The organism is Streptomyces sp. CA-251247 (assembly GCF_050952975.1).
Classification (GTDB): domain Bacteria; phylum Actinomycetota; class Actinomycetes; order Streptomycetales; family Streptomycetaceae; genus Streptomyces; species Streptomyces achmelvichensis.
This window is the reverse complement of the sequence record NZ_CP191861.1, coordinates 5,186,063-5,212,811: the sequence shown is the minus strand read 5'-3', so window position 1 is coordinate 5,212,811 and position 26,749 is coordinate 5,186,063. Positions and strand designations below refer to the sequence as shown.

The 26,749-nt window shown below is 71.9% G+C and carries 27 protein-coding genes; 6 read left to right on the top strand and 21 right to left on the bottom strand.

Translation table 11 applies throughout. The features are described 5' to 3' along the window. The first annotated feature begins 120 nt into the window (after positions 1–120). Together ACQPWZ_RS23210 and ACQPWZ_RS23205 are read left to right on the top strand one after the other, a co-directional pair. The gene (locus ACQPWZ_RS23210) at positions 121–1,425 is read left to right on the top strand and encodes an alanine racemase (RefSeq protein WP_433572287.1); all 1,305 of its coding nucleotides are present in this window, start codon (positions 121–123) and stop codon (positions 1,423–1,425) included. Positions 1,426–1,439: 14 nt separating this feature from the next. Beyond that, positions 1,440–3,050 (top strand): N-acyl-D-amino-acid deacylase family protein, encoded by a 1,611-nt coding sequence (locus ACQPWZ_RS23205; protein ID WP_433572286.1) that lies wholly within the window; start codon positions 1,440–1,442, stop codon positions 3,048–3,050. Between the two features lie 45 nt (positions 3,051–3,095). On the opposite strand, the gene ACQPWZ_RS23200 is transcribed toward ACQPWZ_RS23205, so the two are convergent. The 3 genes from ACQPWZ_RS23200 to ACQPWZ_RS23190 all read right to left on the bottom strand — a co-directional run bounded on the left by ACQPWZ_RS23200 (position 3,096) and on the right by ACQPWZ_RS23190 (position 4,946). After that, positions 3,096–3,725: an alpha-ketoglutarate-dependent dioxygenase AlkB gene (locus ACQPWZ_RS23200; protein ID WP_433572285.1), complete on the bottom strand. Its 630-nt coding sequence runs from the start codon at positions 3,723–3,725 to the stop codon at positions 3,096–3,098. A gap of 46 nt (positions 3,726–3,771) precedes the next feature. Further along, entirely contained in the window at positions 3,772–3,978 is a 207-nt protein-coding gene (locus ACQPWZ_RS23195; RefSeq protein WP_356701452.1) for a hypothetical protein, read from the bottom strand. A gap of 92 nt (positions 3,979–4,070) precedes the next feature. Beyond that, entirely contained in the window at positions 4,071–4,946 is an 876-nt protein-coding gene (locus ACQPWZ_RS23190) for a S1 family peptidase (RefSeq protein ID WP_433572284.1), read from the bottom strand. A gap of 215 nt (positions 4,947–5,161) precedes the next feature. Here ACQPWZ_RS23190 and ACQPWZ_RS23185 point away from each other — a divergent pair, with 215 nt between their 5' ends. Next, complete coding sequence (locus ACQPWZ_RS23185; protein ID WP_340475064.1) at positions 5,162–5,434, top strand: chaplin; 273 nt, start codon at positions 5,162–5,164, stop codon at positions 5,432–5,434. Positions 5,435–5,548: 114 nt separating this feature from the next. Here the strand turns inward: ACQPWZ_RS23185 and ACQPWZ_RS23180 are convergent, their stop codons facing one another. The 3 genes from ACQPWZ_RS23180 to ACQPWZ_RS23170 form a co-directional block, all read right to left on the bottom strand. Continuing rightward, on the bottom strand, positions 5,549–6,409 hold the full coding sequence (locus ACQPWZ_RS23180; RefSeq protein ID WP_327680810.1) for a tyrosinase family protein: 861 nt from the start codon (positions 6,407–6,409) through the stop codon (positions 5,549–5,551). An 18-nt stretch (positions 6,410–6,427) separates the two neighbouring features. Continuing rightward, a complete protein-coding gene (locus ACQPWZ_RS23175) occupies positions 6,428–6,880 on the bottom strand; it encodes a tyrosinase family oxidase copper chaperone (protein ID WP_356701446.1) in 453 nt (150 codons plus the stop codon). Positions 6,881–7,017: 137 nt separating this feature from the next. Then, positions 7,018–7,521 carry a hypothetical protein gene (locus ACQPWZ_RS23170; protein ID WP_433572283.1) on the bottom strand — a complete coding sequence of 168 codons (504 nt, stop codon included), beginning with the start codon at positions 7,519–7,521 and terminating at the stop codon, positions 7,018–7,020. Between the two features lie 219 nt (positions 7,522–7,740). Here ACQPWZ_RS23170 and ACQPWZ_RS23165 point away from each other — a divergent pair, with 219 nt between their 5' ends. After that, positions 7,741–8,988, top strand: coding sequence for a cytochrome P450 (locus ACQPWZ_RS23165; RefSeq protein WP_433572282.1), 1,248 nt, complete (start codon positions 7,741–7,743; stop codon positions 8,986–8,988). A gap of 20 nt (positions 8,989–9,008) precedes the next feature. Here ACQPWZ_RS23165 and ACQPWZ_RS23160 read toward each other — a convergent pair whose 3' ends face one another. The 4 genes from ACQPWZ_RS23160 to ACQPWZ_RS23145 form a co-directional block, all read right to left on the bottom strand. After that, positions 9,009–9,512 carry a DUF5949 family protein gene (locus tag ACQPWZ_RS23160; protein WP_340475059.1) on the bottom strand — a complete coding sequence of 168 codons (504 nt, stop codon included), beginning with the start codon at positions 9,510–9,512 and terminating at the stop codon, positions 9,009–9,011. A gap of 45 nt (positions 9,513–9,557) precedes the next feature. Further along, positions 9,558–10,154, bottom strand: a complete 597-nt coding sequence (locus ACQPWZ_RS23155; protein WP_433572281.1) for a DUF4352 domain-containing protein — start codon at positions 10,152–10,154, stop codon at positions 9,558–9,560. A 448-nt stretch (positions 10,155–10,602) separates the two neighbouring features. Continuing rightward, positions 10,603–11,916, bottom strand: coding sequence for an NAD(P)-binding domain-containing protein (locus ACQPWZ_RS23150; protein WP_356701438.1), 1,314 nt, complete (start codon positions 11,914–11,916; stop codon positions 10,603–10,605). 88 nt (positions 11,917–12,004) lie between these two features. After that, entirely contained in the window at positions 12,005–13,324 is a 1,320-nt protein-coding gene (locus tag ACQPWZ_RS23145) for an ATP-grasp domain-containing protein (protein ID WP_433573855.1), read from the bottom strand. A gap of 173 nt (positions 13,325–13,497) precedes the next feature. Here ACQPWZ_RS23145 and ACQPWZ_RS23140 point away from each other — a divergent pair, with 173 nt between their 5' ends. Further along, positions 13,498–15,009: a glycoside hydrolase family 26 protein gene (locus tag ACQPWZ_RS23140; RefSeq protein WP_433572280.1), complete on the top strand. Its 1,512-nt coding sequence runs from the start codon at positions 13,498–13,500 to the stop codon at positions 15,007–15,009. Positions 15,010–15,019: 10 nt separating this feature from the next. Here the strand turns inward: ACQPWZ_RS23140 and ACQPWZ_RS23135 are convergent, their stop codons facing one another. The 10 genes from ACQPWZ_RS23135 to ACQPWZ_RS23090 all read right to left on the bottom strand — a co-directional run bounded on the left by ACQPWZ_RS23135 (position 15,020) and on the right by ACQPWZ_RS23090 (position 25,773). Next, on the bottom strand, positions 15,020–16,168 hold the full coding sequence (locus ACQPWZ_RS23135) for a GNAT family N-acetyltransferase (protein ID WP_433572279.1): 1,149 nt from the start codon (positions 16,166–16,168) through the stop codon (positions 15,020–15,022). Continuing rightward, positions 16,168–16,830, bottom strand: coding sequence for a lipopolysaccharide biosynthesis protein (locus ACQPWZ_RS23130; RefSeq protein ID WP_433572278.1), 663 nt, complete (start codon positions 16,828–16,830; stop codon positions 16,168–16,170). Before ACQPWZ_RS23130 ends, ACQPWZ_RS23135 begins: the two co-directional genes overlap by 1 nt. Next, positions 16,827–17,981: a glycosyltransferase gene (locus ACQPWZ_RS23125; protein WP_433573854.1), complete on the bottom strand. Its 1,155-nt coding sequence runs from the start codon at positions 17,979–17,981 to the stop codon at positions 16,827–16,829. Before ACQPWZ_RS23125 ends, ACQPWZ_RS23130 begins: the two co-directional genes overlap by 4 nt. A gap of 5 nt (positions 17,982–17,986) precedes the next feature. Further along, positions 17,987–18,733 (bottom strand): polysaccharide deacetylase family protein, encoded by a 747-nt coding sequence (locus tag ACQPWZ_RS23120; RefSeq protein WP_340475053.1) that lies wholly within the window; start codon positions 18,731–18,733, stop codon positions 17,987–17,989. Then, a complete protein-coding gene (murJ, locus tag ACQPWZ_RS23115; RefSeq protein ID WP_433572277.1) occupies positions 18,723–20,336 on the bottom strand; it encodes a murein biosynthesis integral membrane protein MurJ in 1,614 nt (537 codons plus the stop codon). Before murJ ends, ACQPWZ_RS23120 begins: the two co-directional genes overlap by 11 nt. Next, positions 20,333–21,718 carry an O-antigen ligase family protein gene (locus ACQPWZ_RS23110; RefSeq protein WP_433572276.1) on the bottom strand — a complete coding sequence of 462 codons (1,386 nt, stop codon included), beginning with the start codon at positions 21,716–21,718 and terminating at the stop codon, positions 20,333–20,335. Before ACQPWZ_RS23110 ends, murJ begins: the two co-directional genes overlap by 4 nt. Positions 21,719–21,720: 2 nt before the next feature. Next, a complete protein-coding gene (locus ACQPWZ_RS23105) occupies positions 21,721–23,199 on the bottom strand; it encodes an exopolysaccharide biosynthesis polyprenyl glycosylphosphotransferase (RefSeq protein WP_433572275.1) in 1,479 nt (492 codons plus the stop codon). Then, positions 23,196–24,398 (bottom strand): glycosyltransferase family 4 protein, encoded by a 1,203-nt coding sequence (locus tag ACQPWZ_RS23100; protein ID WP_433572274.1) that lies wholly within the window; start codon positions 24,396–24,398, stop codon positions 23,196–23,198. Before ACQPWZ_RS23100 ends, ACQPWZ_RS23105 begins: the two co-directional genes overlap by 4 nt. A 64-nt stretch (positions 24,399–24,462) precedes the next feature. Beyond that, positions 24,463–25,551 carry a DUF3344 domain-containing protein gene (locus tag ACQPWZ_RS23095; protein WP_405572330.1) on the bottom strand — a complete coding sequence of 363 codons (1,089 nt, stop codon included), beginning with the start codon at positions 25,549–25,551 and terminating at the stop codon, positions 24,463–24,465. Positions 25,552–25,599: 48 nt separating this feature from the next. Further along, positions 25,600–25,773 (bottom strand): hypothetical protein, encoded by a 174-nt coding sequence (locus ACQPWZ_RS23090; protein ID WP_340475046.1) that lies wholly within the window; start codon positions 25,771–25,773, stop codon positions 25,600–25,602. A gap of 21 nt (positions 25,774–25,794) precedes the next feature. Between ACQPWZ_RS23090 and ACQPWZ_RS23085 the strand changes: the two genes are divergently transcribed. Continuing rightward, on the top strand, positions 25,795–26,088 hold the full coding sequence (locus ACQPWZ_RS23085; protein ID WP_340475045.1) for a hypothetical protein: 294 nt from the start codon (positions 25,795–25,797) through the stop codon (positions 26,086–26,088). 183 nt (positions 26,089–26,271) lie between these two features. Here ACQPWZ_RS23085 and ACQPWZ_RS23080 read toward each other — a convergent pair whose 3' ends face one another. Further along, positions 26,272–26,511 (bottom strand): chaplin, encoded by a 240-nt coding sequence (locus ACQPWZ_RS23080; RefSeq protein ID WP_340475043.1) that lies wholly within the window; start codon positions 26,509–26,511, stop codon positions 26,272–26,274. Positions 26,512–26,749: the final 238 nt, after the last annotated feature.

Below are 26,749 nucleotides of genomic sequence, written 5' to 3'. Positions count from 1 at the left end.
GCGGGTTTCTGGGGCAGCCGGATCCATTGACCCGGCGTTGCGCCGGATGTTAGACACCATTAAGCGTTATACGCAATGACTGTTGCAGATGTTGCAATGAGACCTTTCGAGGAGGCTCCCATGGCCGCCGACCGGCCCACCGACGAGTTCGGGAACGAGCGCGTGGACCAGCTCGGTGACGAGCGTGTAGACCACCGCTTCAAGGCGCTCCCGCCGGACGCCGAGGGCCTCACGGTCGCCGAACTGGCCGCCGAGCGGCGCAATCTCTTCGACGGCGGCTTCACCACGCCCGTCCTCGCCCTGTCCGCCGAGTCGGTCGAACACAACCTCGCGCTTCTCGAGACGTACGCCGAGCGCCACGGTCTGGCCTTCGCCCCGCACGGCAAGACCTCCATGGCACCGCAGCTCTTCGTACGCCAGCTGGAGCGCGGCGCGTGGGGCATCACCGCCGCGGTACCCCACCAGGTCCGCGTCTACCGCGCGCACGGCATCCGGCGGATCTTCCTCGCCAACGAGGTCGTCGACGCCGTCGCCCTGCGCTGGCTGGCCGGCGAGCTGGACGCCGATCCCGAGTTCCGCTTCGTCGCTTACGTCGACTCGGTGCGCGGCGCCGAGCTGATGGACAAGGCCCTGCGGGACGCCGGGGCCTCCCGCCCGCTCGATGTCGTCGTCGAACTCGGCGCCGGCGACGGCGCCCGCACCGGCGCCCGCACCGAGGCCGACTGCGCGGCGATCGCCGACGCCGTCGCCGCCGCCCCCACGCTGCGCCTCGTCGGTGTCGCGGGGTACGAGGGCGAGGTGCCGCAGGCCGACGGCGACCGGGTCCGCGCGTGGCTCCGCCGGCTGACCGCGCTCGCCGCGGACTTCGACAAGGCGGGGCGCTTCGCGGCCACGGACGAGATCATCATCAGCGCGGGCGGCAGCGCCTGGTTCGACGCGGTGGCCGACGTGTTCGCCGAGATCCCCGAACTCTCGTTGCCGGTCTGCAAGTTGCTGCGGTCCGGCGCGTACGTCTCGCACGACGACGGCCACTACCGCCACCTCACCCCGTTCAACCGCGTCCCCGACGAGGGCACCCTCCAGCCCGCGTTCCGCCTCTGGGCCCAGGTCGTCTCCCGCCCGAGCGGTGAGCAGGCCTTCGTCAACGCGGGCAAGCGGGACGCCGCCTACGACCTCGACCTCCCCGAGGCGCAGGTCGTCCGGGACGCCCGCACCGGCGAGATCCGCCCGGCCACCGGCATCACCGTCAGCGGCCTGTCCGACCAGCACGGCTGGGTGCGCACCGCACCGGAGGCCGAACTGGAGGTCGGCGACTGGATCGGCCTGGGCCTGTCGCACCCGTGCACCTCCTTCGACAAGTGGCAGCTGATCCCGCTGGTCGAGGCAGACGGCACGGTCACCGACTACATCCGCACCTTCTTCTGAGAGGCGGTCGTCCCATGGACCTCGTCATCCGCGACGCCCGTGTCATCGACGGCTCCGGCGCCCCCTCCTACCGTGCGGACGTCACCGTCGACGGCGGCCGCATCGCCGCGATCCACCGTGCGGGCGACGGCCCCCGCCCGACCGCGGCACGCACCGTGGACGCGGCCGGGCTCGCCCTGTCCCCCGGCTTCATCGACATGCACGCCCACAGCGACCTCGCCCTGCTGCGCGACCCGGCGCACGAGGCGAAGGCCGCCCAGGGCGTGACGCTCGAAGTGCTCGGCCAGGACGGCCTGTCGTACGCCCCGGTCGACGACCGCACCCTCGACGCGGTCCGCCAGTCGATCACCGGCTGGAACGGCGGCGGCCCCTCGGACACCTCCGTCGACTTCGACTGGCGCACGGTGGGCGAATATCTGGACCGCCTCGACCGGGGCATCGCGGTCAACGCCGCGTATCTGATCCCGCAGGGCACCGTGCGGATGTACGCGGTGGGCTGGGACGACCGCCCGGCGACCGGGGCCGAGCTGGACCACATGAAGCAACTGGTGGCCGAGGGCCTGGAACAGGGCGCGGTGGGCATGTCCTCCGGCCTGACCTACACCCCGGGGATGTACGCGAAGGACGCCGAACTGACCGAGCTGTGCCGGGTGGTGGCCCGCTACGACGGCTACTACTGCCCGCACCACCGCTCCTACGGTGCCGGTGCCCTCCAGGCGTACGAGGAGATGGTCGAGGTCACCCGGGACGCCGGCTGCGCACTCCATCTCGCTCACGCCACCATGAACTTCGGGGTGAACAAGGGCAAGGCGCCGGATCTCCTCGCCCTGCTCGACAAGGCGCTCGACGAGGGGGCGGACGTCTCCCTCGACACCTACCCCTACACCCCCGGCTGCACGACGCTCGTCGCCGTGCTGCCCAGCTGGGCGGGCGAGGGCGGTCCGGACGCGGTGCTCGCCCGCCTCCGGGACGAGGCGGAAGCCGAGAGGATCCGCCACCATCTGGAGGAGATCGGTTCGGACGGCTGCCACGGCGTGCCGATCGAGTGGGACACCATCGAGATCTCGGGGGTCTTTGACCCGGCGCTCGCCTCCCATGTCGGCCGGACGATCGAGCAGACCGCCCGGGCGAGGGGCGAGGCCCCCTGGGCCACCGCCCGCCGGCTGCTGATCGAGGACGGTCTCGGCTCGACGATCCTCCAGCACGTCGGACACGAGGAGAACGTCCGCGCGATCATGCGCCACCGGGTCCACACGGGCGGCAGCGACGGCATCCTGCAAGGCGCCAAGCCCCACCCGCGCGCGTACGGCACCTTCCCGCACTATCTCGGCCGCTACGCCCGGGAGCTCGGCATCCTCTCCCTGGAGGAGACCGTCGCCCACCTGACCTCACGCCCGGCGGCCCGGCTGCGGCTGCCGGACCGGGGCCTGATCCGCGAGGGCTACCGGGCCGATCTGGTGCTGTTCGACCCGGAGACGGTCGCCGCCGGCTCCACCTTCGAGGAGCCGCGCACCCTGCCGACCGGTATCCCGCACGTCCTGATCGACGGCCGGTTCGTCATCGAGGACGGCGTACGGACGGATGTGCTGGCGGGCCGGTCGGTGCGCCGGACGCCGCGCGCCTGACGGCCCCGGCGTGGGGGCGTAGGTCCGGCGTCCCGGCCGGGCGGCTCAGTGCACGCCGTGCGGCCGGAACTGGATGCTGATGCGCGGCCCCGCGGCGCGTGTCGTCTTCGGCACGGCGTGCTCCCAGGTCCGCTGACAAGAGCCGCCCATCACGATCAGGTCGCCGTGCCCGAGCGCCCGGCGCACGGACGGGCTGCCGCCCCGGCGGGGGCGCAGCAGCAGATCGCGGGGCGCGCCGACCGAGAGGATGGCGACCATGGTGTCCTGCCGGGACGCCCGCCCTCCGGTGTCACCGTGCCAGGCGACGCTGTCCCGGCCGTCGCGGTAGTAGCACAGCCCCGCCGTGGTGAAGGGCTCACCGAGCTCCTCGGCATAGCGCGCGTCGAGCGCTCCGCGGGCCTCGTCCAGAACGGGATGCGGCAGCGGGTCGTTCTCCCGGTAGTGGGCCAGCAGCCGGGGCACGGCCACCTCGCGCTCGTACATCTGCCGCCGTTCGGCACGCCAGGGAACACCGGAGCGGAGCTCCTCGAAGAGGGTGTCCGCCCCGTGGAGCCAGCCGGGCAGGACGTCGATCCAGGCGCCGTCGCCGAGCACGGTCCGCCGGACGCCGTCCAGCGGACCGAGTCGAATCTCGTCGGTCTGGTCGAAGAGCGAGCCCTGGAGATGTGCGGCCATGCATCCAGGGTAACCATAAAACCGAACAAGCGATCGAACAGGGGTGTCAGCGGGGGAGGATCTTGCCGGCGGCGTCGGCGACGGGCGCGAGGACACCGCCCGGCGGGGGCTTGATGAGGTTCCGGTCGATCTCGTTCGAGGCACCGGCCTTGCCGCCCGGGTCCGGAGCGGCGGCGTGGGCGGTCCCGAAGGACGTGACGGCGAGGGCGCATGCGGCGGCCGCGGCAGCGGCGGCGTACGTGTGGCTGATCACGCCCGGTGCAACGGCCGGACCTCGCGACGGGTCACGGGTCCGGCCGTCGTCCACCCCTACGGCTGGGGCAGCGTGCGCCCCCGGGCCACGACCTACGGCTTGGGCAGCGTGCAGCCCGGCCGGCCGAGGTCGATCTTGTTGTCCAGGCCGATGCACGGGACTATCTGGTACGTCTGCTGGCCGTAGTTGATGCCCCGGCGCACGGTGATGTTGCCGCTCTCGTCCACCTCGCAGGGGTTGTTGTCCGTGCACCGTCCGCCGGACTCGTTGCCGGTGTTGTTGACGGCGACGACCTTGCCGGTGGCGTTGTCGACGACGGGTGAGCCCGAGGTGCCGCCGATGGTGTTGCAGCTGGAGGTGTAGCGGACCGAGTCCTTCCAGGTCCACTCCCCCTCCTTCAGCCGGTAGGCGAAGCCGTCGACGGAGCAGCTGTAGATCCGCTTCCAGTACCCGGAGACGACCTTGATCGCCGTGCCCGTGACCGGGTGGGCCGCATTCACCTCCAGCGCCTTGATGCCGTAACTGCTCTCGATCTGCGCGTAGGTGCGGGTGAGCTGGTAGAGCGAGACGTCGGTGTCCGTCATCGTCGCGTACGCGATCTTGCTCGCGCGGAGCGTCGCGACTCTGCTGCCCGCCGAGTTGAGCAGGCTGAAGCTACGGCTGGACGGCTGGTCGACGATGACCTCGCCCGCGGCCGGGAAGCCGCTCTCGATGCAGTGTCCGTTGGAGAGTACGAGGGCGGGGTCGTCGTGCTCGGAGGCCGGCATGCGCACCACCGATCCCGAGCAGTTGCTGAGCGCCACGGTCCCGGCGAAATCGACGGCTTTGACCTCGGCCGGGGCCTTCGCGCGGGGTTCGGCGCTCGTGGCGGCGGGCGCCGCGTCCGGTGCGGTGACCGCGACGGCGGGTGCCGCGCCCACCCCGAGGAGTGTCAGAGCGAGAAAAGCGCCGACGAGAGGCTTCTTCATGTGGGGGTCCCCTCTTGCGACTTCTGTGACCGAAGGGGTCCTTCGGTTTGTCATGCGCATTGTTGGGGTCCCGCTCCAAGCCGACAAGGGACGAAATCCGGTCAGCCGCATATGGCGACAACTTCGGTTGCCACCGTTACCGCCTCCGGATCGGCGCGTTGAAGCAACGTGAAGGCCACACGATGTGGCCCGACTCTCATCTGCAAGGAGAACTGATGTCGCGTATCGCGAAGGCTGTGGCCGTCGTCGCCGGATCGGGCGCCATCCTGGCCGGCGGTGCCGGTCTGGCCGCCGCCGACGCCGGAGCGGAGGGCGCCGCCGCCCACTCCCCCGGTGTCGCCTCGGGCAATGTCATCCAGGCGCCCGTGCACATCCCGGTCAACGTCTGCGGCAACACCGTCAACGTGATCGCGCTGCTGAACCCGGCGTTCGGCAACCAGTGCGTGAACAGCGGCGGGCACGACACGGACGAGGCCTACGGCGGCTGAGCCCACCCCCACAGCACCGAGGCCTCTCCCTTCCGGTCGGAAGGGAGAGGCCTCGGTCGTGCACCGGGCACCGGACCGGCCGCCTCCTGCCATGAACAGGAGGCGGCCGGTTCGCTATGCGTAGCGGTAGAGACGGCTGTGGTCGAGCAGCGCCGACGGCCGTACGTTCCACGGCGGCATCGGCTCGTCGAGGGCGAACACCCGTCCGGCTTGCGGATCCGACGCGGCGAGCCGGGTGCGCGGCAGATAGCCGGAGCGCGGGTGCGCCTGCTGCCAGCGGATCCAGAGCAGATCCATGAACGCGTGATGGAGCCAGAACACCGGGTCGTTGGGCGAGGTCGCGCCCAGCATCAGACCTCCGACCCAGCGGTGCACCCGGTTGTGATTGCGCCACCGTGCGGGGCCGCCGGCGCTCCAGCCCTCGATGGCGTTGCGGAAGCCGGTCGTCGCGGTGGAGTCCCAGGGGGCCGCGTCGTAGGCGGACTCCCTCAGCGCCTTGGCGACGTCGCCCTTGGTGGGCAGCGACACGGGGTCCGAGGGGCGGCCGAAGTTCCGGGTCAGGAACTTCCCTTCGGTGACCCGGGCGTTGATCTTCCAGTTCCCCTTCGAGTACGCGAACGGGCCGGTCATCACCTGCCGGTCACCGGTCCTGCCGTTGCCGCCGAGGAAGTCCTCGGCCCACAGCGAGGACGCGGGCGTGTTGTCGGTCGTCCAGTCCCAGTAGGGAACGGACACCCCGGGGTCGACCTGCTGGAGAGCGCGCTCGAACTCCAGCAGGAACCTGCGGTGCCAGGGAAAGAACGACGGCGTCATATGGGCCGCACGCGGGCCCTTCTCGGCGTCGGGGACGTAGTACTCGCCGTGCATCCGGACGAACTCGTCGTAGCGTCCCGAGCGCTTGAGCGCGAGCAGCGCGTCGACCAGCCGCCGCTTCTCGCTGCGGCTGAGGTTCCGCTGGTTCTTGCGGGTGTGCACCGGTGGGCCCCTCCCGGTTCAGGTGCTGGACGAGGAAAGCGGGGAGTGCGCCGGGGACAGGGCCAGCTGTTCGGCGCCCAGTTCGTCGACCGCGGCGCGGGCCACGTCACGCAGCGTCGGGAACGACTCGTAGTGGTTGACGAGGCTGAGATAGCTGCCGTCGGCACGCCGCATGACGTGCAACGGACGCCCGTCGATGCGAACTTCGACGCTCGGCAGCCCCTTCGCCGCCGCGGAGACCTCGCCGCCGGAATCGGCGGCGGGGACCATGTAGGCCGCGGTGCCCTCGATGCGGCGGCCCCGGTACATCTCCGTGAACCGCTCCAGCTCGGGGCCCGAAGGGGCGCCCGTGTCCGGTGAGCCGGTGCCCGGCCTGCGGGAGACGACCGGCGCGAGCACCCCGGCCGTGCCCGCGACCGCGCCGATCGTGAACAACGCGCGCAGTGCGACGCGACGGGTGAGGATGCGCATGGGTCCGCTCTTTCGACGTGGCCGTGCTTCGGTGTTGTCAACGAGGCGGCCGCGAAAGGGTTCCTCGTCCGGGTGGCCGGATGTACGACTGTCACTTCACGCCGTACAGGCGTCGCCGGCCACCCGGGTGCGGTGCGTCAGCTCAGCAGCAGATGGGCGACGGGGTCGCCCACCACCGAGGGCGTGAGCACCGCGAGCTCGGGCAGCACCGGCTCGGGCTGACCGAAGTGGTCGGGGCGCGGCGCCGACAGCGGTGCGCCGACGGACGCCCCCGGGCTGCTCAGCTTCAGGTCGGAGGCCTCGGACCCGGCGGCCGCGACTCCGAGGTTGCCCTCGCCCAGCACGTTCTCCACCGGCAGTTCGAGCAGGGTCTTCGGCACCTCGCCGGTGAACGGCACCTGCGGCACCGTGCCTTCCGGCAGCAGCCGCCCCGTGACATGACGCGGCGCCTCGGGCGCACCGGGCACCAGCACGGGGATGCCGGTGCTCAGCGCGGGGGCCTCCAGCGGGACAACCGTCTCCAGGCTCTCCAGCGGCAGCGTGACCGGCACCGACGTACCGGCGACGGCGGGCGCGGCCGCCACCGCCGACGCCATGCACGCGATGACTGCCGCAAGAGACCCTCGGGTGGTCAACTTCATTGCTACGTACGTCCCCTCTGGCTCAACAGACTTTGTGTCGCCCTGCTCCAACGAGCCGGATGGCTGAACCAGTGCAAAGTTCCCCTGTCCGCAGCAACGCGTCCCTTGACCCGGGGCGTCACGCGTCCGTGGGAATTCGTCCACTCTCGGGTTCCTGTCGGTCGTCCGGCCCTCGTGTGTGGGCCAGCATGGCCGCCCGAGCCCCAGGAGGTAGTGGTCATGAAGGTCCCGAAGCAGTCGTCCGCACCGCCCCCGTTGCGCGTCGAGGACGTCGATCTCGCCGATCCGTCGTTCTGGCGGCTGCCGCGCTCCGTCCGTCTGGAGTCGTTCGCCCTGCTGCGCGGCCTCCCCGCGCCCGCGCATTTCGGCACCGGGCCGGGCTTCCACGCGCTGGTCCGCCATGCCGATGTGATGGAGGCGAGCCGCCGGCCGAAGGAGTTCGCCAGTGCGCCCGGGGTCACCACACCGGAGCCGGCCGCCTGGGCCAAGGCGGTCTTCGGCAACTCGATGGTCAACATGGACGGTCCCGAGCACGCCCGGATGCGCAGGATCGTCTCGCGGGCCTTCACCCCGAAGCTGCTCGCCGACGCGGAGGACGATGTGCGCGAGGTCGCCCGGCGCATCGTGGACGGGATGATCGCCGAACGCCCGCGCGACTTCGTGGCGTCCGTCGCCTCCCGTATGCCGTTCGAGATCATCTGCAATCTGATGGGCATCCCCGAGCGGTACCGCAGGGAGATCGCCGAACGGATCGACCAGGCGTCGGAGAACGTCGGGGTGAAGCGCGGACTGCGCATGCCCGGGCGGGGGCTGCGTGCGCTGGCCCATATGCAGCTGGTGATGGCGAAACTGGCCCGGGAACGGCGCAGCCGCCCGACCGGTGACCTCATTTCGGCACTGGTGACCGCCGATATCGACGGCCAGTCCCTTACCTCACGGCAACTGGGCGCATTCTTTTCGCTGTTGCTCGTCGCCGGTGTGGAAACCACGCGCAACGCGATCGCCCACGGACTTGCACTGCTGTCCGGACATCCCGATCAGCGCGCTCTGTTGATGTCCGACTTCGACCGCCGTGCCGACGGCGCGGTGGACGAGATCGTGCGTCATTCGACGCCGATCATCCAATTCCGCCGTACCGTCGCCGCACCGTGCGAGCTCGGTGGCCGTGCTTTCCACCCCGGCGAGAAAGTGGTGCTCTTCTACGCGTCGGCCAACCGCGACGAGGCGGTCTTCGAGAATCCCGACGTCTTCGACATCACCCGCGACCCCAACCCCCATCTGGGGTACGGCGGCGGTGGGCCGCACTACTGCCTGGGGGCCCATCTGGCGCGGCAGGAGATGAAGGCGCTCTTCCACGAGCTGTTCACCCGGCCTCGCGACCTGCGGGCCGTGGGCGCGGCCGAGCTGGTCGATTCCAGCTTCGACAACCGGGTCCGCGCCCTGCCGTTCGCCTTCGAGCCGAGCTGAGCTGAGCCGAGCTGAGCGTGTCAGGCCCGCAACTGGCCCACCGGCAGCAGGACATGGGCCGCGGTCAGGAGCGTCTGCTCGTCGCCGAGGAAGGCCTGCATCATCTCCTCGGTGACGGGCCGGCCCGGGGCCGCCTCGGCCCACGGCCGGCTCGCGATCATGAAGTGCACATGGCCCCGCTCCTGGGCGGCGGCGAGCCATTCCTTCGGGGCGGGGCACTGGGTGTTCAGACCCGGCAGGGTGAGGACGGCCTGGCCGCCCTCGACGAGCAGCCGGATCGGCAGGTTGAAGGAGGCCCGGGTGGCGTCGGTCATGCCGCCGCCGGTCTTCAGTCCCAGTTCTCCGATCATTTCCAGGGCCGCCTTTTCACCGGCCTCGGGGCCCTCTGCGCCGTCGCCCAGCGAATAGGCCAGCAGATACGGCATGTCGTGGCCGGCTTCCGGGTCACCGGTCCAGGCGAGGACGGAGAGAGTTCCCAACTCGCGGCGCAGAGCGGGGTTTTTCGCGGTGTTCGCAGTGGTCATGGCTCGGCACCCTAGTGCCCTGCCGGACCCCGTCCCTCCACGCATTCACCTGGATGGGGGAAGCTGAAGCTGCCAGGTGAGGGGCGAATCCCCGACGGTGCTGTGGAACCGCATGATCCGGGCATTCTCCGGGACTTCGAAAACCAGCCAGCCCTCGGCATGTTCACCAGCCGCAAGGGTGTTCCATGCCGCCGGGAATCCCGTGGTGATCTCGCCGGTCCTGATCACCGGATGGCGGCGGCCCTTGTCGTCGGTGACCCATGCCTTCGTGATGCGCGCGTCGTAGGACGTCCCGCCGACATTGACCGCGGAGAGGTCGACACCGACCCACCGCTTGCCGGCCGCGGGCCGGTGGGCGGTGCGGACGCTGCGGGCGGGGTCGACGTATCCGAGGGCCGACACCCGCAGGTGCTCGCCGAACGCCCGGCCGCCGAGATCGACCGTGTCACCGATGAGGGCCGGAGCCCGGGTGCCCGGGCCGCGGGAGCCCGTCCGTCCTGTCCCGGACGCCTTGGCGTCGGGCGGCGCCGCCTCCGCGGCGGCCGGCGACGGCGGTGTCCGGTCGCCATCGGCGGCGCTCTGACAAGCGGTGGCGCCCATCGCGAGGGCAGAGAGGAGCAGCGCGGAAACTACCTGACGCATCGGACCCCTTTGGTGCGAGCCGTTTTCCGCATCATCACGGCCTTTCCACCGGAAAGCCGCCATCCCTCAGGCGTGTCGCCGCCCGTGTCTCCCACGGTGGTTCGAGGGCGCGCGAGGGGGGCGCACATGCCCGGCGCACCACCCGGGCTCGAAAAACCGTTCCTGCCGTACCCCGTGTTCACCCCGCGGCAGTGACTTCGGCTGCGGGTAGGCGTTTGCCGACTTATGGCAAGGACAACTGCGCCTGCCCGATGGCAGCGCGTCCAGACGCTCTCCACGCCGGATCCGAGTCCCCGCCCGGCGGGCCCGCCCACCGGCAGCAACCCCATCTACGACCAGCTGTCGAAGGAGTGGGCAGCCGCAGGCCGCACCCTTCCCGGCAGGCCCGACCTGGAGTGGAACCGCCTCTCCCACTTCCCGACACCAGCCGCCAATCCCCCCGACCCCTTCAACGGTCCTCCGCCGCCCCGCCGTGGCTGGCTCCACGACGACCGCCACCCGGCCTGACCGCCGGCACCGACCCCGCGGCGACCGGCGCGGCAGGCTGCGGCACACGGGCCGGAGTCCTGTCGCGCAGCCGTCGGCGCACCCCGGCGACGAGCCGGTGCGCGGTGAAGGTCGCGCCGTGGACGAAGCGCATCGACGGCCCGAAGGACGGCGCCGCCAGCAGCCCGGCGAAGAAGAGACCCGGGCACGAAGACTCGAACCCCGCACTCAACTCCGGTGCCCGGCTGCTGCCGACGGTGGCGACCGCCCGCCGCAGGGAAGCGTCGAGCAGTCCCAGGCGGTCGAGGTCGGGGGTGAAGCCGGTCGCCGCGACGACATGGTCGGCGTCCAGGACGCTCGTACCCCCGCCGGGTGCGCCGAGGACCAGCCGTACCCGGCCGTCCCGGACGCCGGCGCCGTGCAGGTGATGCCCCAGCAGGGCGGGCACCTGCTGTTCGTAGCGCTCCCGCAGCCACCACGCACCGGCCGGGCCGAGCGCGGTGTTCGCAATGCGCTCGCGCGTGGATGCGGGCAACTTCCTTACAGCCCACGGCGTCTGTGACCAGACCCAGCTCGTCCAGCCGGTACCGAGGCCGCTGTGCGGGCTGCGGAGCGACCGCAGCGGGCCCCGCTCCAGCGGCTCGGGCACGGTGTTCCAGTCGATCCGGTCCGCTCGGGCCACCAGGCGCGGCCGGGCGCCGCGCTCGGCGAGCAGGGTCGCCGTCTCCAGTGCCGCCTGGCCCGCCCCGACGACCACGACGTCCCGGCCGTGGAAGCGGTCCAGGTCCCGATGGCCGCTGCTGTGCGAGACGTACTGCGGCGGCAGACCGGCCAGCGCCTCGGGGATGTTGACGAAGGGCATGACCCCGACGGCCAGGACGACGGTACGGGCGTGCACCCGCTCTCCGTCGGCCGTCGCGAGGTGGAATCCGTCCCCGGCCGGCGCGACCGACGTGACGGTCCGCTCGTCGACGCCCGGGACCGCGTGCTCGGCGAACCAGAGCCCGTAGTCGGTGAACGCCCCGATGGGAAGCGGCTCTCCGTGCCGGGTGGCGAAGCCCCGTTCCGCGCCGAAGCGCTCGAGCGTACGGTCGCCGCCCGGGGCCGAGAGGTTGGACGACCACGGCTCCGACTTCAGGAACATGCCCTCCGGCATGTGGTCGCGCCAGGAGGCCATGGTCCGGCCGAAGACCTTCGGACTCATCCCGGCCGCGGCGGCATGGGCCGCCACCGACAGGCCGTACGGGCCCGCGCCGATCACTGCCACGTCGTACATGGTTCGCTTCTCGCTCTCTGCCATCGGGGCTCGGGTGTGTCAGGGCCTCGGGGCCGTGACGTGGGGGCCGCGCGCGGTGCGCGACGGCTCAGGACAGGGATGCGGCGTCGGGCCGGCCGGCGGAGCCGTCGGTGGCCGACTCACGCGGCCGGGGCGGTCCGTGGGAGGCGGCGGCGGGGTGCGGTCCCAGCAGGGCCCGCAGCCGGCCGGCACCCTTGCCCAGCCCGCGTCCGAACCAGGCCCGGGTCATGGAGAAGAAGGGCCGCGGGTCGTCCCGCGCGAACCAGGCGGTCTCCACGCCCTGCGCCGGGCTTTCCGGCCGCGGTCCTGCGGCGCGCCTCCTGCGGCGTACGGACACGGCGGCGGAGAGCAGCGCGTAGTTCTCCGCGACGAACACGCGACCCGGCCGGCCCGACGGGCCCGGCACGGGACCGCCGGTGAGGTCGAGGTACAGGGACCGCACGACGTCCAGTCCGCCCGTGTCCGTGAAGAGCCGGAACTGGGCGCCGGGCCGCGGATTGACGTCGAGCAGCTGATAGCTGCCGGTGGACTCCTCGCGCCGGAAGTCGAGGTCGAGGATGCCGTGGTAGCCGACATGGGAGACCAGCCGCCGAGCGGCCTTTTCCACCTCGGGGTTGGGCTGCCAGCGGCCCATCGCGGTGAGGCCGGTGCCGACCGGCCAGGACAGCTGCTTGCGTCCGCTGCCCCCGTGCAGACAGGTGAAGTCGCGGCCGAAATAGCCGTGGAAGAACCAGTCGGACGCCGGCGCGTCGGGCAGGAAGCGCTGGAGGAGCAGCCGGCTCCCGGCGTGCGAACTGCGGGCGAAGAGTTCGCGCGCCTCGTCCGCGGAGCGCACGAGTGTCGTGCTGCGCAGCCCGGTGGCGGGCGACAGCAGCCAGGGCCGGCTCCACTTCGCCACCAACGGCAGCCCCAGCCGGTCCGCGGCTCCGGCCGCATCGCCGGGGCTGTCGGGGACGACGGTGTCGGGATGGGCGATCCCCGCGGCGGTGCACAGGCCGGCCAGCTCGGCCTTGTCCGCGAGCCGCCCCGGCAGCCCGGTCGGCTGCTCGGGAAAGAGGTAGCGCTCGGCGAGCCGCGGCCCGTGCGCGGCGGCGAGGATCGCGCTCACGTCATCCATGGCGACCAGGACGGCCCGTCGGCCGATCCGGTCCGAGACGCGCAGCAGCATCTCCACGAAGGCCTGGGGAGTGACGGCTCCCCGGAGCCCGGGATGGGCCCGGTGCAGAAAGCGGGAGCGGGCGACCGGACTGTCGGCCGCTTCCACCACGGCATGCACTTCGACACCCGCGCGACCCAGCGATCTGACCGCTCCGAGTGTGCCGTGGTGAAAGGGATTTCGGTCGAGTCGCAGCACCAGCGCGGGAACTCCGTCGTCGAACGGTGGCATCAACGTCACAACTTTCACCTGGATGGTCCTGAATAACGCGCCCCGTATCGCGAATGGCCTACTGACGAGCTTTCAGACAGCTCATTAGTAAGACTTTCCGCCTACGGTCGTGTACGTCGTGAATGCGACAGCACGGACAGGTCTGACAGGCCGCCAGCTCGCAAGGAGGAGCCATGACCCAACGGCGCCGGCTCACCGGCACCTGCATCGGGACGGTTGCCGCCAGTCTCCTGATCTCCGTGGGCGTGGGAGAACTGCCGGCGGGCGCAGCCCCGGCCGATGACCCGACTCCGGCCCCGGCCCCGGCCCTGGCCCCGGCGGCGCCCTCGTCGGTCGCCATGGGCGCCTATCTCCACTACGGCCCGGACGGCGTCCGGCGCATGGCGGAACTCTCGCGATGGCTCGGCGGCGCGGAACTGAAGGTCGGTCACACCTATCTGCCGGGCGACCTGTGGACCAACATCGCGGGCGGCTCGCAGTTCCTGGACGAGTGGGCCCGGTGGCGGCGCGGCGCGGACGACCGGCTGTTCGTCCTCAACGTGCCCATGCTGGAACGGAACGAGGCACGCGTCCCCGACCACGAGGTCCGCCGACTGCTGAGGGCGGGTGCCGAGGGTCAGTTCGATCACCACTTCCGGACTCTGGCAGGCCGGCTGGTCGACCTGGGGGCGCCGGACACGGTGATCGTGCTCGGCTGGGAGATGAACGGCATCACCTACACGCACCGCTGCGGCCCGGATCCGGCGTCCTGGAAGACGTACTGGAATCGCATCGTCACCGCCATGCGTTCGGTGCCGGGGCAGAAGTTCCGCTTCGACTTCGCCCCGAACCGGGGGACGGACGCGATTCCCTGGACCGAGTGCTATCCGGGCGACGACGTCGTGGACATCATCGGTATGGATTCGTACGACCAGGCTCCGGGACGGACGTTCCAGGAGCAGGCGACGGCTCCGTACGGACTGCAGAAGCAGGTCGAATTCGCTGCGGCTCACAACAAGGCGATCTCGTACCCGGAATGGGGACTCTTCCGGAACGGCGACAACCCGGAGTACATGCGGGGAATGCTGGAATGGATCGAGCGGCACAAACCGCTCTACCAGACCATCACAGACTACTGTCCGCACGGTGTCTGGCAGTGTGATGACAACCCCAAGTCCTCGATGGTCTTTCGGTCGATGCTGTTCGCGAAGCCGGTCCTTCCGACGCCGCCGGTCGTGCCCACTCCGCCCGTTGTCCCCACTCCGCCGGTCGTCCCGACACCTCCGGTCGTGCCCACTCCCCCGGTCGTGCCGACACCTCCGGTGGTGCCCAGCCCGCCGGTCGTGCCGGTGCCCGTCCCCAAGCCGACGCCGAAGCCCGACGAGTCGGCACCGGTGCCGGTCCCGACGCCCGTGCCGCCCACACCGACACCCACTCCGACACCGACCCCGTCCGCTCCGGTGACGCCGAAGCCGGTCGAGGCGACACCCGCCCCGGCCACCCCGACCACGCCGGCTCCGCAGCCGACCCCGTCCTCGACACCGGTCAAGCCGGCACCCAAGCCGACACCCACCGCGCCGCCGCAGGAGACGAACTCCACCGAGTGGTGCTTCCCGTTGAGGCTCGGCGCCTGGCTCGGCCAGAGCGCGAGCGTGTACGACCGGCAGATCTGCATCCGGGTGCCGCTGCCGGGCAGGTGGTTCTAGCGAACACGACCTAGCGGGGCCCGGCCGCCCGCAGGTCGTTCAGGCGGGCGCGCCACTGCTGCGCGGCGGGGAACCGTGCCTTCACGGTCCCCGCCGCGTGGTCGCGCCACTGGGCCCGCCCGGCGTGCAGGGAGAGCGCCGGCCCGAGCCGGGACGGCGCCATCATCAGCCGCTGGTTGGTGACCGCCTCAGGACGCCAGTGGTTCTTGTACGACTCCTTGCCCCGCAGCAGGCTCACCACGCTGCGGCCGGTCGCCGCCGCCAGGTTGACGTCGTGCCGCAGCAGCATGGTCGCGACGTCGATCTTCTTCTCGCGCAGCGCCGGGTGGGCGCCGTAGAGGTAGCCGCCGGTGAGGCCGTCGGACATCAGGGCCACGTTGGACGCCACGACCTCGCCGTCCAGCCGGTACTCGGTGAGCGCCGCGTTCCCGTCGCGGACCAGCCGGCGGGTCGCCCGCACCAGATGCTCCGCGAATCTGGGACGCAGATGCTCGACCGTCACCCCGCGGCCCCGCCACTGGAGTTCGTGCAGCCGCAGCAGGTGCTCCATGGCCGTGGGCACCTCGTGCTCGGCGACGGTGTAGCCCTCGATCCTCAGCGCGTCGATCTTGCGCAGCTTCGCGCGTACGCGCTGGGCCCGGCTGGACGGCATCCGCTTGACCAGCTCGTCCATCGGCTCCGCTGGGAGCTCCAGACAGACGGAGTCGGTGAGCTGCCGCCGGGGCCCGGTCCAGCTCTCGTAGAGCCGCTCGGCCGCGGCCCCGGGCCGTACCTCGCGCAGATCGATGACCGCGTGGCGGGCCGCGTGCTGGAGGCCCCTCTCCAGGGCCTCGATCGCACAGTCCGCGTGCTCGTCGTCGACGAGGATGTCGCCGTAGTCGGAGATTCCGCCGCCCAGGGACACGAGCAGCGGCATCGGACGGTGCACGAGCATCAGGGGGGCGGCCGCGATCAGCCGCCCGTCCAGGCGCACGAGCACGATCCGCAGCCGCCCGTCCGTGCCGTAGGAGAGCCACCAGGACTCCAGCCAGGCGTGGCTCTGGAACGGTGTGGCGGTGGAGCAGCGGCGTTGCAGCTCGTCCCACTCCGGCCGCAGCCGTGCGAAATCGCGCTGGTCCCGGACCAGCGTGACGGCCAGGCCCTCCCGTTCTCCGTCCATCAGACCAGCTCCCTCTCGGCCGCGACGGAACCGGCCGGGGCAGGAACGGTCATGGCCGCGGGCCGGCGGCCGCGCCGGGGGCGCACGAGCAGGAACAGCCCGCCCAGGAGCCCTCCGGTGCAGCCGCCCACGGCAGCGGCGAGGGGCGCCGACGGGGAGACGGGCTCGGCGGGCGGGATGGCCTGGGAGAAGCTCATCAGCCGCACCCCGGTGTTCTTGGCCACCTGGTTGCTGCTGACGAAGACGGCGTCGGCCACCGCGTTGGCGAAGTCGGCCGCCTCGGCGGGCCGGTCCGACGTACCGGTGATCGCGATCATCGGCGAGTCGGGAGAGGTCTCGGTCCGCACCTGGCTGCGCAGGGTCTTCGCGGAGACCCCGGCGGCCACGCGCGCGTTGGCGAGGGTGGAGTCGCTGGTGGCGATCCGGCCGTACGCCTGCGCGAAGCCGAGCGCGGCACCGGGCTGCGCGTCCTTGTCGGAGACGGCGATGACATAGCTGGTGGCCGCGTACTGCGGTGTCGCCGTCACGCCGTACACGGTGCCGCAGAGCGCACCGGCGAGTACGCACGCGGGCAGCGGCCACCACAGGGGCAGCGAGTTCCTGGCGCGCAGCCGGCCGTGCCCTCGTCGGGTGGCGGGTTCCTGCTGGGGCGACTCGGTCATCGGCGTGTTCTCTCGGTCGAGGGGGTGGGCATACGGGAAGGGCTCGCGGTGAGCGCGTGCGCGTAGACGTCCATGAGGCGTTCACTGCTGCGTGCGATGTCGTAGTGGTCGACGGCCGGCGGTGGGTCGAGCCGCTGTGCTCCGGCCGTCATCCGCTCCCGCAGGAGGGCCGTCAGCTCCTGCGTGGTGCCGTCGATACGGCGGGCGCCGGGCGCCTGACGGGACGGCAGGTCCTCGACGGCCGGGCAGGTGCTGTGCAGTACGGGCAGCCCGGCGGCCAGCGCCTCGACCACGGCGAGTCCGAAGGCCTCCTCGCGGGACGCCGAGACGAACACGTCCACGGCGCTCAGCAGCGCCGGGACGGCGGGGGCACCCACACCGGCGTGGGCGTCGCACTCGCCGAGGAAGCGGATGCGGTCGGCGGCGTCGAGCCGGGCCGCCAGGGTGTTCAGCGTGGTCAGTTCGGGTCCGTCGCCCGCCACCAGGAGCCGGGCGCCGGGCAGCGCCGCAACCGCCCGGACCAGGACGTCGAAGCGCTTGCCGGGCACGAGGCGGCCGACCCCGCCGACCACGAAGGCGTCCGGCGGAATACCGAGACGGGCCCGGGTGGCGAGCCGTTCGGCGGTGCTGAAGCGGAAGCGGGCGGCGTCGATGCCGTTGGGGACGACATGGATCCGCTCGGCGGGCACACCCCAGTCGGACAGCCGGGCCGCCACCGTGTCGGAGACGGCGACGGTCGCCGAGCCCAGCCGCTCGGTGCCGAGGTAGAGCGCACGGGTCGGGCGGGTGAGCGGCCGGCCCTCGATCTCGGCCTGCCCGAGCGAGTGCTCCGTGGCGACGGTGGCACGGACGCCCGCGAGCCGCGCCGCGATCCGGCCGTAGACGCAGGCGCGGTACAGATGCGTGTGGACGAGGTCGTACGCGCCCCGCCGGATCAGCCGGGTCAGCCGGGGCAGCGCCTGGAGGTCCCGGTTGCCTCGCATCCCGAGGTGCAGCACGTCGACGCCGTCCGCCCGCAGCCCGTCGGCGACCGCACCGGGGTTCGTCAGGGTCACCACGTCGCAGTGCACCGGTAGATGGCGCAGCAGCACCCGCAGCTGCTGCTCGGCACCGCCCGCGCCGAGGCCGGTGATGATGTGCAGCGCCTTCACCGCGGTCACGTCCCGAGCCGGTGCCGCAGCCGCTTCACCGTCAGGCGCAGCCCCTGGTCGGCCTGGCTGATGTGCGTACGGGGCAGGGCGTGCGGTCCGGCCACGGCACCGGGCCGGATCGCGCAGCCGTAGGTGTAGCCCGCTTCCCGCACCGCTTCGACGGCCCGTTCGTCGACCGTGCCGTACGGATAGCAGAAGCCTTCCGGCACCGTGCCGGTGAGCTGGTGGATCCATTCGCGGCTGCGCAGGGTCTCCTGGCGCAGGACCTCGTCGTCGAGCGTCGTCAGGTCGACGTGGTAGAGACCGTGGGAGGCGATCTCCGTCCCGGCCGCGGCGGCGGTGTGGATCTGCTCCTCCGTCAGCAGCGGCTTGCGGGGGCCCTCCGGGTCCCATTCGTTGCTGCCGCCGAGCCGCCCGGGCAGGACGAAGAGGGTGGCCGCGCAGTCGTGGCGCTCCAGCACCGGCAGGGCCGCGTCGACGAAGTCGGCGTACCCGTCGTCGAAGGTGAGGCCGACGAGGCCGCGGTCCTCGCCACGGGCGCGGGCGCGCATCAGGGTGCCGACGCCGACGCCGGTCAGCCCACGGCGGCGCAGCCACCCGAGCTGGAGGTCGAGCCGGTCACGGGCGACGGTGATGCCGTACGGGTCGTCCGTCGGATCGGCCACCGAGTGGTACATCAGGATCCAGGGCCAGGCGGAACGGCCGGTGCGGGTGGGTGCGACGGGGTGCGTCTGCGCCGTGTCAGCGGACATGACGGATCCTTTGCCGGGTCAGGGTCAGCAGATGGAGGACTTCCGGGGCTCTGACGGCGAACCCCGTGACGAGGAAGACTGCGGGCACCAGCAGGCAGCCGGTGACCGTGCTGAGCAGGGGGTCGGCCACCAGTGGAGCCGTCAGCCCGCCGACGGCTGCGGCCACGGCGGCGGCGACGGCGAGGCGGCCGAGTGAGATGCAGATCGAGCGGACCTCGATGGCGATCACCCGGGAGCCGAGACCGCACAGCAGCAGCACGGCGGTCGTGGTGATGCCGGCGGCGTTGGCCGCCGCGATGCCGTACACACCGAAGTGGCCGACGGCCGCCGCGCCCGCGACGGTGGTGACCAGCAGACCACCGGCCATCGCGGCGGCCGGGTACCAGGTGGGCCGCCCGGCGGAGAAGAACGGCCGGCCGAGCGCGCCGACCAGACAGTGGCCGAGGAGCCCGGTGGCGTAGACGCGCATGACGGTGGCCGTGGTCTCGGTGTCCTGCGCGTCGAACGCACCGCGCTGGAACAGGACTTCGATGAGCTGGGGCGCGTAGCCGAGGACGAGCGCGGTGCCGAGCAGCACGACCATCCCGGCGAGCGCCAGATCGTGCTCCACCCGGCGGCGGGCCCGCTCCCGGTCGCCGTCCGCCATCGCCTTCGCGACCACCGGGAAGGTGACCGTGCAGATCATCAGCGACAGCACCATTGGCAACTGGGCGACTTTCTGCGCGTAGTTGAGATGAGAGATCGCGCCGCCCGGCAGGGACGAGGCGAGGAACCGCTCGACGAGGACCTGGGACTGCCGGCTGACGGCGAAGAGGACGACCGGCGCGAGGACGGCGAACCCGATGAGCGGCGGGGCGCTGCGCTGCCGGGGGATGCGCTTCGCACCCAGCTGCCGGGCCCGGGCCACCCGCCGGACGAACGACGGGAGTTGTACGAGCACCATGAGCAGGCCGCCGACCGCGACCCCGGCCGCCGCGGCACGTACGCCCCACAGGGAGTGCAGCGCCAGGGTGGTGGCGATGATGCCGACGTTGTACGCGAGATAGACCCCGGCGGGCGGCAGGAACGTGCCGTGCGCGCGCAGCGCCGCGCTGAAGTACCCGGCGATCCCGAAGGTGAGGACGGTCAGCGCGGTCAGCCGGGTGCAGTCGACGGCCAGTTGCGGCTTGTCGAAGCCGGGGGCGAGCACCCCGACGACGAGCGGCGCGCACACGATCAGTAGGGCGGCCGCGCAGGCGAGCAGCGCGAACAGCCGGGGCAGGGTGGCCGAGACCAGTTCACGCACCGGGTCGCGTGCGCGGTCGGCGGCGCGCCGGGCCAGGGCGTGGCTGAAGGCGGGCACCATGAGCAGCGCCATCGCGTCCTCGATGAGGAGTGTGGACGCCATCTCCGGCACGGTCCACGCGATCAGGAACGCGTCGCTGTCGGTGCTCGCGCCGAAGATCTGGGCGATGGCCTGGTCGCGTACGAGACCGAGGAGTGCCCCGGCCGCGGTCAGACCGGCGGTGACGGCGGCGGCCTTGGCGAGGAAGTTGCCGAGCCGCGGCGGCTCGGTGCCGGTGGGTGCGGGCCGTACGGCCGGTCCGGTGCTGGTGTCGTTCACGCGGCGGTCTTCTCGTCGCGGGCCGCCAGCGCCCACCAGGCGGCGAGGCCGAGGACGACGCCGGTGAGGACGGTCGAGGGGCCTCCGATGTCCGCGTACAGGAAGTCGACGGTCTGCCAGAGCATCAGTCCGACGGCCGCCAGTCCGCAGTCCGCCGCCGCGGTGCGCATCCGCCGGGCGTGGACCAGTCGGCGCACTCCGCCGACGAGGACCGCCGCCCAGCTGCCGACGAAGGCGGTGAGGCCGATGAGGCCCTGCTCGCTGAGGACCAGCAGATACATGTTGTGCGGCGACAGCAGGGGCTGCTTCTGGAAGGCGTGGCCGGCGCCCGCGGTGTCGCTGCCCGAGGAGAGGCCGATGGAGGCGTGCCCGTCACGATGGGCGGGGAAGCCCTTGAGGCCGACGCCCGCGGCCGGTTGCTCGCGCCACATACTCGTCGCGGCGTCCCACATGGTGTAGCGGTCGGTGACGGATCGGTCGGGTGCCGCGGTCACCTGGGTGATGCTGCTCAGCCGCTGGGAGATCATCTCGGAACCGACGCCGAAACCGCCGACGAGCACGACGCCGACGGCGGTGAGCACGGCGAGTGCCCGAACTGCCTGCCGAAGCCCCGTCAGCAGGATCATGGCGAGGGCGGCGACGGCGGTCGCGATCCAGGAGCCCCGGCTGAACGACAGCGCGAGCGGCACGATCAGCACACCGGCCGCTGCCGGGGCCAGGAGACGGACCCTGCGGGGCGTCCCGGCGGGCGGGCGCAGCGCGAGGGCTGCGGCGGCCAGCAGTCCGTACGCGACGACCGTGGCCATACCCATGACGTCGGTCGGTCCGAAGGTGCCGACGGCCCGGATGTCCTCACCCATGTACGAGGCGCCGGTCCCGGTGGCGTACTGGTGGATGCCGATCGCGCCCTGCACGAGGGCGAGAGCGGTGAGGCAGCCGACGACGACGCGGAAGTCGCGGGCGTCGCGCAGCAGCAGTACGACCGCTGCGGGCACCAGCACGAAGACCTGGAGGTAGCGGACCAGGCCCGGCAGGCCGGCCTGCGGGTCGGCGGCGGTGACGGTGGCCACGGCGAACCCCACGGCGGGGATGCCGAGAACGATCGCGGCCACCGGGGTCAGCGGTCTGGCCCGCGTCCGTACCACGCGCACCAGCGCGAACAGCACCAGCACACCGGAGGCCAGGTCGGCGGGTGCGAGGCCGCCGGAGCCCGCCTGGCTCTGCGGGGCGAGCGGGGCGGCGAGCAGCAGGACGGTCACGATCAGCGGCAGCAGCGGCCACCAGTGGACAGCGGCGCGGCGGATCCGGTCGGCCGTCGGAGGTGGCCCTGCCGGGGGGCCGGCGGGCAGGACGGCGGGCTCGGCGGCCCACATGACGCTCATGCTCAGCTGCCTCCGAGCCGGAACAGCGAGACGGCGGTGCGCGCGAGGATGCACACGTCCTGCCAGGGCGTCCAGGTGTCGATGTAGTGGTTGTCGAAGCGGGCGCGCTCCTCGATGGAGGTGTCACCGCGCAGTCCGTTGATCTGGGCGAGCCCGGTGATGCCGACGGGCATCCGGTGGCGCGCCTGGTAGCCGGGGTGGAGCCGGCTGAACGTGGCGACGAAGTACGGCCGTTCGGGCCGCGGGCCGACCAGGCTCATGTCCCCGCGCAGCACGTTCCACAGCTGCGGCAGTTCGTCGAGCGACGACTTGCGCAGCATCGTGCCGGTGAGGCTCATGCGCCGGTCGCGGGCGACGCTCCAGCGGGTCGCGGACTCGTGCTCGTCGGTCGGACGGATCGTGCGGAACTTCAGCAGCACGAACGGCCGTCCGTCCAGCCCGATGCGCTCCTGCCGGAAGATCACCCCGGGGCCGTCCGCGAACCGTACGGCGAGCGCGCACACCGTCATCACGGGAGCTGCCGCGAGCAGCGCGACCGCGGCCAGGACGATGTCGACGACGCGCTTGACCGCACGGGCGACGGGCCGGTGCAGCCCGGCGTTGAGGGGCTGCGCCGAGAACCCCCACAGATGGTCGTGCCCGGCCGCCCGGTACGCGGGGCTCCCGGCGGCCGCGCCGCCGTCCACCAGCCAGAGGCGGCAGCCGTGTTCCGTCAACAGCGGGACGAGCGCGCCGGTTTCGGCGTCGCAGTTCGGCTCCGTGGTGAACACGGCGTGCCGCACCGAGTTCTGGATGACCGCGCGGGTGACGTCCTGCCGGCTGACCAGCACGGGCAGCGGCCCGTCCGCGCCCTGCGCCGGTGTTCTTCGCGGGGCCACCTGCCCGACCGGCCGCATCCCGTACTCCGCGTGCTCGTACAGCGCGTGGACGACCTGCTGGACGAGCGGCCCGCTGCCGACGACCAGCACCGACTGCGGCCGGCGCACGGCCGTCCAGCGCCGGAAGCGGTAGACGAGCGAGCGGGCACCGCAGCAGAGCGCCGTCTGCGCGACGACGGCACAGGCCAGCGTGGTCCAGCCGGTCGCGTAACCGCCGCTGTACGCCGAGAGCGCCTCGGCGACGGCGACCCACTGCACCAGCGCCAGCGCGCCGACCGTGGGCAGTTCGGTGAGCGCCGAAGGGGACAGGCTCGGCCGGTAGAGGCCGCGGCAGGCCTGCGCCGCCGGCTGGAGGACCGCGAGGAGCCCGAGGACGACCGGCGGCCAGGGCAGCCGGGGAAGCAGCAGACCGGCTGCGAGCGCCACGGCGAGCACGTCGGCGGCGAGCAGCGCCAGGACCGGACCGCGGCCGTCGATGCTCCGGGGGCCGAGCGCCGCGGCCTCGACGTCGGAGGCCCTGCGCGGCGGATGGATCGTGGCGGCCGGGCGCTGGACGGCCCTGGCCTGGGCGGCTCGGGGCGCGGGGGCACTCTCCGTCGTCATCGTGTGTTGCGCTTCCTCGTCAAGGGGCGGGGCGAGCTCAGAAGGTCCTGGTAGAGGCCGGACACGGCGGCGGCGGTCTTCCGTACGTCGCAGGTCGCCCGCATGTGGGCCTTCGCCTCGCGGCCCAGCGCGCGGCGCAGTTCCGCGTCCTGGAGCAGCCTGCCGAGGGCGGCCGCGAGGGCCGGCGGATCGTCCGGCGGTACGAGGGAGTGAGCCTCGTGGCCGGGCGGCAGGCTCTCCCGCGCCCCGCTGACGTCGCTCAGCACGACCGGCCGTCCACAGGCCATGGCTTCGAGCGGGGCGAGCGCCATGCCTTCCCAGCGGGAGGGCAGGACGACGAGATCCGCGGCGCGCAGCCACGGCCTGATGTCCTGGACCGCACCGGCGAACAGGACGCCGCCCGGGGCGGCGTCGGTGAGCTGCTCCCGGTCGGGACCGTCCCCGGCCAGCACCAGCCGTGCGCCGGGGGCCAGTTCGCGCACCCGGGGCCAGGCGCGCAGCAGGATGTCCTGGCCCTTCTGCCGGCACAGCCGCCCGACACACAGGACCAGCGGCGCATCGGCGGGCAGGTCGCCCACCTCGGGCAGGGCGAGCCGTGCCCGCTTGCGGCCGGTCTCCTCGTCCGCGCCGTCCGCGTCGCCCTGCGCGTCGAAATGACCGAGGTCGATGCCGTTGGGGATGACGGCCCAGCGGGCGGCGATCCCGGCCCGCTCTCCCGCCTGCCGTTCGCTCTCGCTGACGCAGAGCGTCCTGGTGCTCCAACGGGTGCCGTAGCGCTCCCACGTGAGCGCCATCGCGGCCGCGCGCCCCTCCACCGCGTCGAAGGACCAGGCGTGCGGCTGGAAGACGGTCGGCACCCGCCCGCGCACGGCGAGCCGGGCGACGAGTCCCGCCTTGGCACTGTGCGCATGGATCAGCTGCGGACCTGTGCCGCGGATCAGCCGGGCCGCGGTCAGAACCTCCTTGGGCAGTCCGGGACCGGGGGCGCGGACCGCGGACCAGGTCCGCACGCGCGCGCCGGCCCCCGCGGCGCTCTCGGCGAGTCCGCCGCCGGACGGGCAGGCCACGACCGGCCGCAGCCCTTCGGCAACCTGAGCCCGGACAAGGTCGGTGACGACCCGTGCGACTCCCCCGTCCACCGGCTGGACCAGGTGAAAAATCGTCAGTTGGCTCGGCTCAGCCCGACTGCTGTGCGGCACGTGCGGCTCTCTTCGGACGTGGACTGTGGATCTGGCTCAAAACGAGCAGCGCCGCATCGGAATGTCAGCGGCGGGTGTCTGCCTGCACGAAGAGAACGCCGAGGAAGTATCCGAGGTTTTCGGCGTTGAACCGGAAAATCAAACTCGTCCCACCGGACACCAGTGCGGGCCTGATGTCGAACACGTCGGAGTCGTATCCCAGAGTGTTCACATAGCCTGGTTGACGGCTGATCGCACCGGCTGGATCGGCGATCGTGGAGTTCATGACATCAGTCGCCGGATTCACGGAATCGGAAAGCCCGAACGCTTTTCCGCCCGGCGTACGGACGTCCACCCGGTCGCCTTTCTGCCCGCGGTCGCCGTCGTACGAAACGATCCCGGCGCGGCCGTTTCCGCGTGCGGGGATGCGCAGACCGCCGAGCTGGACCTCCTGGGTCGTGCGCCGGGCGTCCAGCGTCTCGAAACCGTCCCAGAGGGAGATCTGACGCAGCGGCTCCGCGCTGTTCTCGTAGGCGACGACGAGCGTCCAGCCGCCCCAGGCACCGGCCTTGGAGTGCCCCATGGCCACATTGATCTGGGCGACGGTGTAGAGGCCGGAGCCGCTCCGGCGCACCAGCGGGGTGACGTCGGCGGAAGCCTGGTAGACGTCGCTGCCGGCCGTGTCGCGGTGGGCGACGCGGGTGTCGGCGAGGACCGCCTTGTAGCGGCCGCCGGGTTCGGCGATCAGGATCCGGCCGTTGTCCTTGGGCGGCTTCTGCTCGCTGACCCGCAGGTTTCCGCCCCAGTACAGACGGGCGTACGTCACGCGGGAGTTCGTGGGCAGATCCAGCGCGGCCCGGCTCGAGTTGTACGTGTTGGGGTCGTCGTCCTCGTCGACATAGAACATGTCCCAGTTGTCGTTGGCTCCCTTGCCACCCGCGCGGACCGCCGAACACGAGCCCGCCGAAGGGGACTTCGGGCTGCGGCAGGTGATCGCGGAATTGGCGGTGCGGACGACACCGCCGTGCTGCACGGCCTGATACCGCTGGGTGAAAGGAAGGCGAGGCGATTCCTCCCCCGGGGCGGCGCCGGCCGGAAAGGGAGCGGCGGAGAACGCCAGGCAGAGCATGGCACCCAGGGCGCCTCGCGCTGCGAAGCCCGTCGACTTCGACATGTAAGGCTCCCCATGTTCGATCAACGCGACAAATCAGGAGGCACTTTGTCAGAGATCGGGCGGAAAATCACGCAGGGCTCGCCCGCCCCGGAAACACACCGTCGAGAAGGCCGCACCAGGGCAGACGTTCGACCGTAAAAGAAGCTGATACGAGAATTCGAGCAGGGGTTTCTCCGGCGCCGAGGGATCGTTAGCCAAACCGACGATGGCGATGAACGCCACGGAGAAAGGGATGCGAAAAAGATGAAGCACTCGAGGATTGCCGCGCTCGTTGTCGGCTCCGTCGCCGTGATCGGGTCGGCCTCCCCCGCACTCGCCGCCGACATGACGGCCATGCCCCCGATGAGCCTCAACGGCGGCCTGACCAAGGCGCTCTCCTCGACGCAGGATCTCGGCCAGGCGGACACCTCCGCCGTGACGGACGTCGCCCGGACCGTGACCGACCTCAACAACGTCAAGGGCCAGGCCCCGCAGCAGGTGCTCAAGTCCGCGGCCTCGCTGACCCCCATGCTCGGCGGGGTCGAGCTCGGCGGCTGAGCCTGCCGTCACGGCACGGTGTCGAGCCGGGCGGGGTGCGCAGCCACACGGCCGCACCCCGCCTTTGTCGTGCCCCTCGCCTTGTGTCGAGCCCCTCGTGCCGTGCCGTCGCCGGGTTGCCGGACACAAGGGTGGCGCCCCGGTCAGGACCGGGGCGCCACCCTGAGAACGCGCAAGCGGAGATCAGTCGTTGGCGCAGACGTTGCCGAACGCCGGGTTCAGGGCGCCGATCACGTTGACGCTGTTGCCGCAGAGGTTCACCGGGATGTGGACCGGGACCTCGGCCACATTGCCGGACAGGACACCCGGCGAGTGGGCGGCGCCGCCCTCGGCGCCGGAGTCGGCGAACGCGGACCCGGCGGCGGAACCGGCGGCGAGACCAGCGGTGGCGAGGACCAGGGCGGCCTTCTTGGCAGTCTTCATGGAAACAGCACCTTCTGCTCGATGGTTTGCCCGGGGTCCGGGCTCACACGGATCAAAACGGATGAGGCACAGAGATGACACGCACGCCTCGCCACTGCCCCCCATTCGGCCCAATGCGTATACGCGCCGGGCCCTTGCTGATCCGTATTGCCGCGCGGGCCGGACAAGACCATTTGAGTGAACCGTCGGAACCATTCCCCCGGACCGCTGGTTGTCAGGGCGCTCCACCAGTGGGCAT

Excerpts from the sequence above, each read along its gene's own strand:
- ACQPWZ_RS23210 (WP_433572287.1), top strand. The coding sequence starts at position 121 with ATGGCCGCCGACCGGCCCACCGACGAGTTCGGGAACGAGCGCGTGGAC.
- ACQPWZ_RS23205 (WP_433572286.1), top strand. The coding sequence starts at position 1,440 with ATGGACCTCGTCATCCGCGACGCCCGTGTCATCGACGGCTCCGGCGCC.
- ACQPWZ_RS23200 (WP_433572285.1), bottom strand. The coding sequence starts at position 3,725 with ATGGCCGCACATCTCCAGGGCTCGCTCTTCGACCAGACCGACGAGATT.
- ACQPWZ_RS23190 (WP_433572284.1), bottom strand. The coding sequence starts at position 4,946 with ATGAAGAAGCCTCTCGTCGGCGCTTTTCTCGCTCTGACACTCCTCGGG.
- ACQPWZ_RS23185 (WP_340475064.1), top strand. The coding sequence starts at position 5,162 with ATGTCGCGTATCGCGAAGGCTGTGGCCGTCGTCGCCGGATCGGGCGCC.
- ACQPWZ_RS23175 (WP_356701446.1), bottom strand. The coding sequence starts at position 6,880 with ATGCGCATCCTCACCCGTCGCGTCGCACTGCGCGCGTTGTTCACGATC.
- ACQPWZ_RS23170 (WP_433572283.1), bottom strand. The coding sequence starts at position 7,521 with ATGAAGTTGACCACCCGAGGGTCTCTTGCGGCAGTCATCGCGTGCATG.
- ACQPWZ_RS23165 (WP_433572282.1), top strand. The coding sequence starts at position 7,741 with ATGAAGGTCCCGAAGCAGTCGTCCGCACCGCCCCCGTTGCGCGTCGAG.
- ACQPWZ_RS23160 (WP_340475059.1), bottom strand. The coding sequence starts at position 9,512 with ATGACCACTGCGAACACCGCGAAAAACCCCGCTCTGCGCCGCGAGTTG.
- ACQPWZ_RS23155 (WP_433572281.1), bottom strand. The coding sequence starts at position 10,154 with ATGCGTCAGGTAGTTTCCGCGCTGCTCCTCTCTGCCCTCGCGATGGGC.
- ACQPWZ_RS23150 (WP_356701438.1), bottom strand. The coding sequence starts at position 11,916 with ATGTACGACGTGGCAGTGATCGGCGCGGGCCCGTACGGCCTGTCGGTG.
- ACQPWZ_RS23145 (WP_433573855.1), bottom strand. The coding sequence starts at position 13,324 with ATGCCACCGTTCGACGACGGAGTTCCCGCGCTGGTGCTGCGACTCGAC.
- ACQPWZ_RS23140 (WP_433572280.1), top strand. The coding sequence starts at position 13,498 with ATGACCCAACGGCGCCGGCTCACCGGCACCTGCATCGGGACGGTTGCC.
- ACQPWZ_RS23135 (WP_433572279.1), bottom strand. The coding sequence starts at position 16,168 with ATGGACGGAGAACGGGAGGGCCTGGCCGTCACGCTGGTCCGGGACCAG.
- ACQPWZ_RS23130 (WP_433572278.1), bottom strand. The coding sequence starts at position 16,830 with ATGACCGAGTCGCCCCAGCAGGAACCCGCCACCCGACGAGGGCACGGC.
- ACQPWZ_RS23120 (WP_340475053.1), bottom strand. The coding sequence starts at position 18,733 with ATGTCCGCTGACACGGCGCAGACGCACCCCGTCGCACCCACCCGCACC.
- ACQPWZ_RS23110 (WP_433572276.1), bottom strand. The coding sequence starts at position 21,718 with ATGAGCGTCATGTGGGCCGCCGAGCCCGCCGTCCTGCCCGCCGGCCCC.
- ACQPWZ_RS23105 (WP_433572275.1), bottom strand. The coding sequence starts at position 23,199 with ATGACGACGGAGAGTGCCCCCGCGCCCCGAGCCGCCCAGGCCAGGGCC.
- ACQPWZ_RS23095 (WP_405572330.1), bottom strand. The coding sequence starts at position 25,551 with ATGTCGAAGTCGACGGGCTTCGCAGCGCGAGGCGCCCTGGGTGCCATG.
- ACQPWZ_RS23085 (WP_340475045.1), top strand. The coding sequence starts at position 25,795 with ATGAAGCACTCGAGGATTGCCGCGCTCGTTGTCGGCTCCGTCGCCGTG.
- ACQPWZ_RS23080 (WP_340475043.1), bottom strand. The coding sequence starts at position 26,511 with ATGAAGACTGCCAAGAAGGCCGCCCTGGTCCTCGCCACCGCTGGTCTC.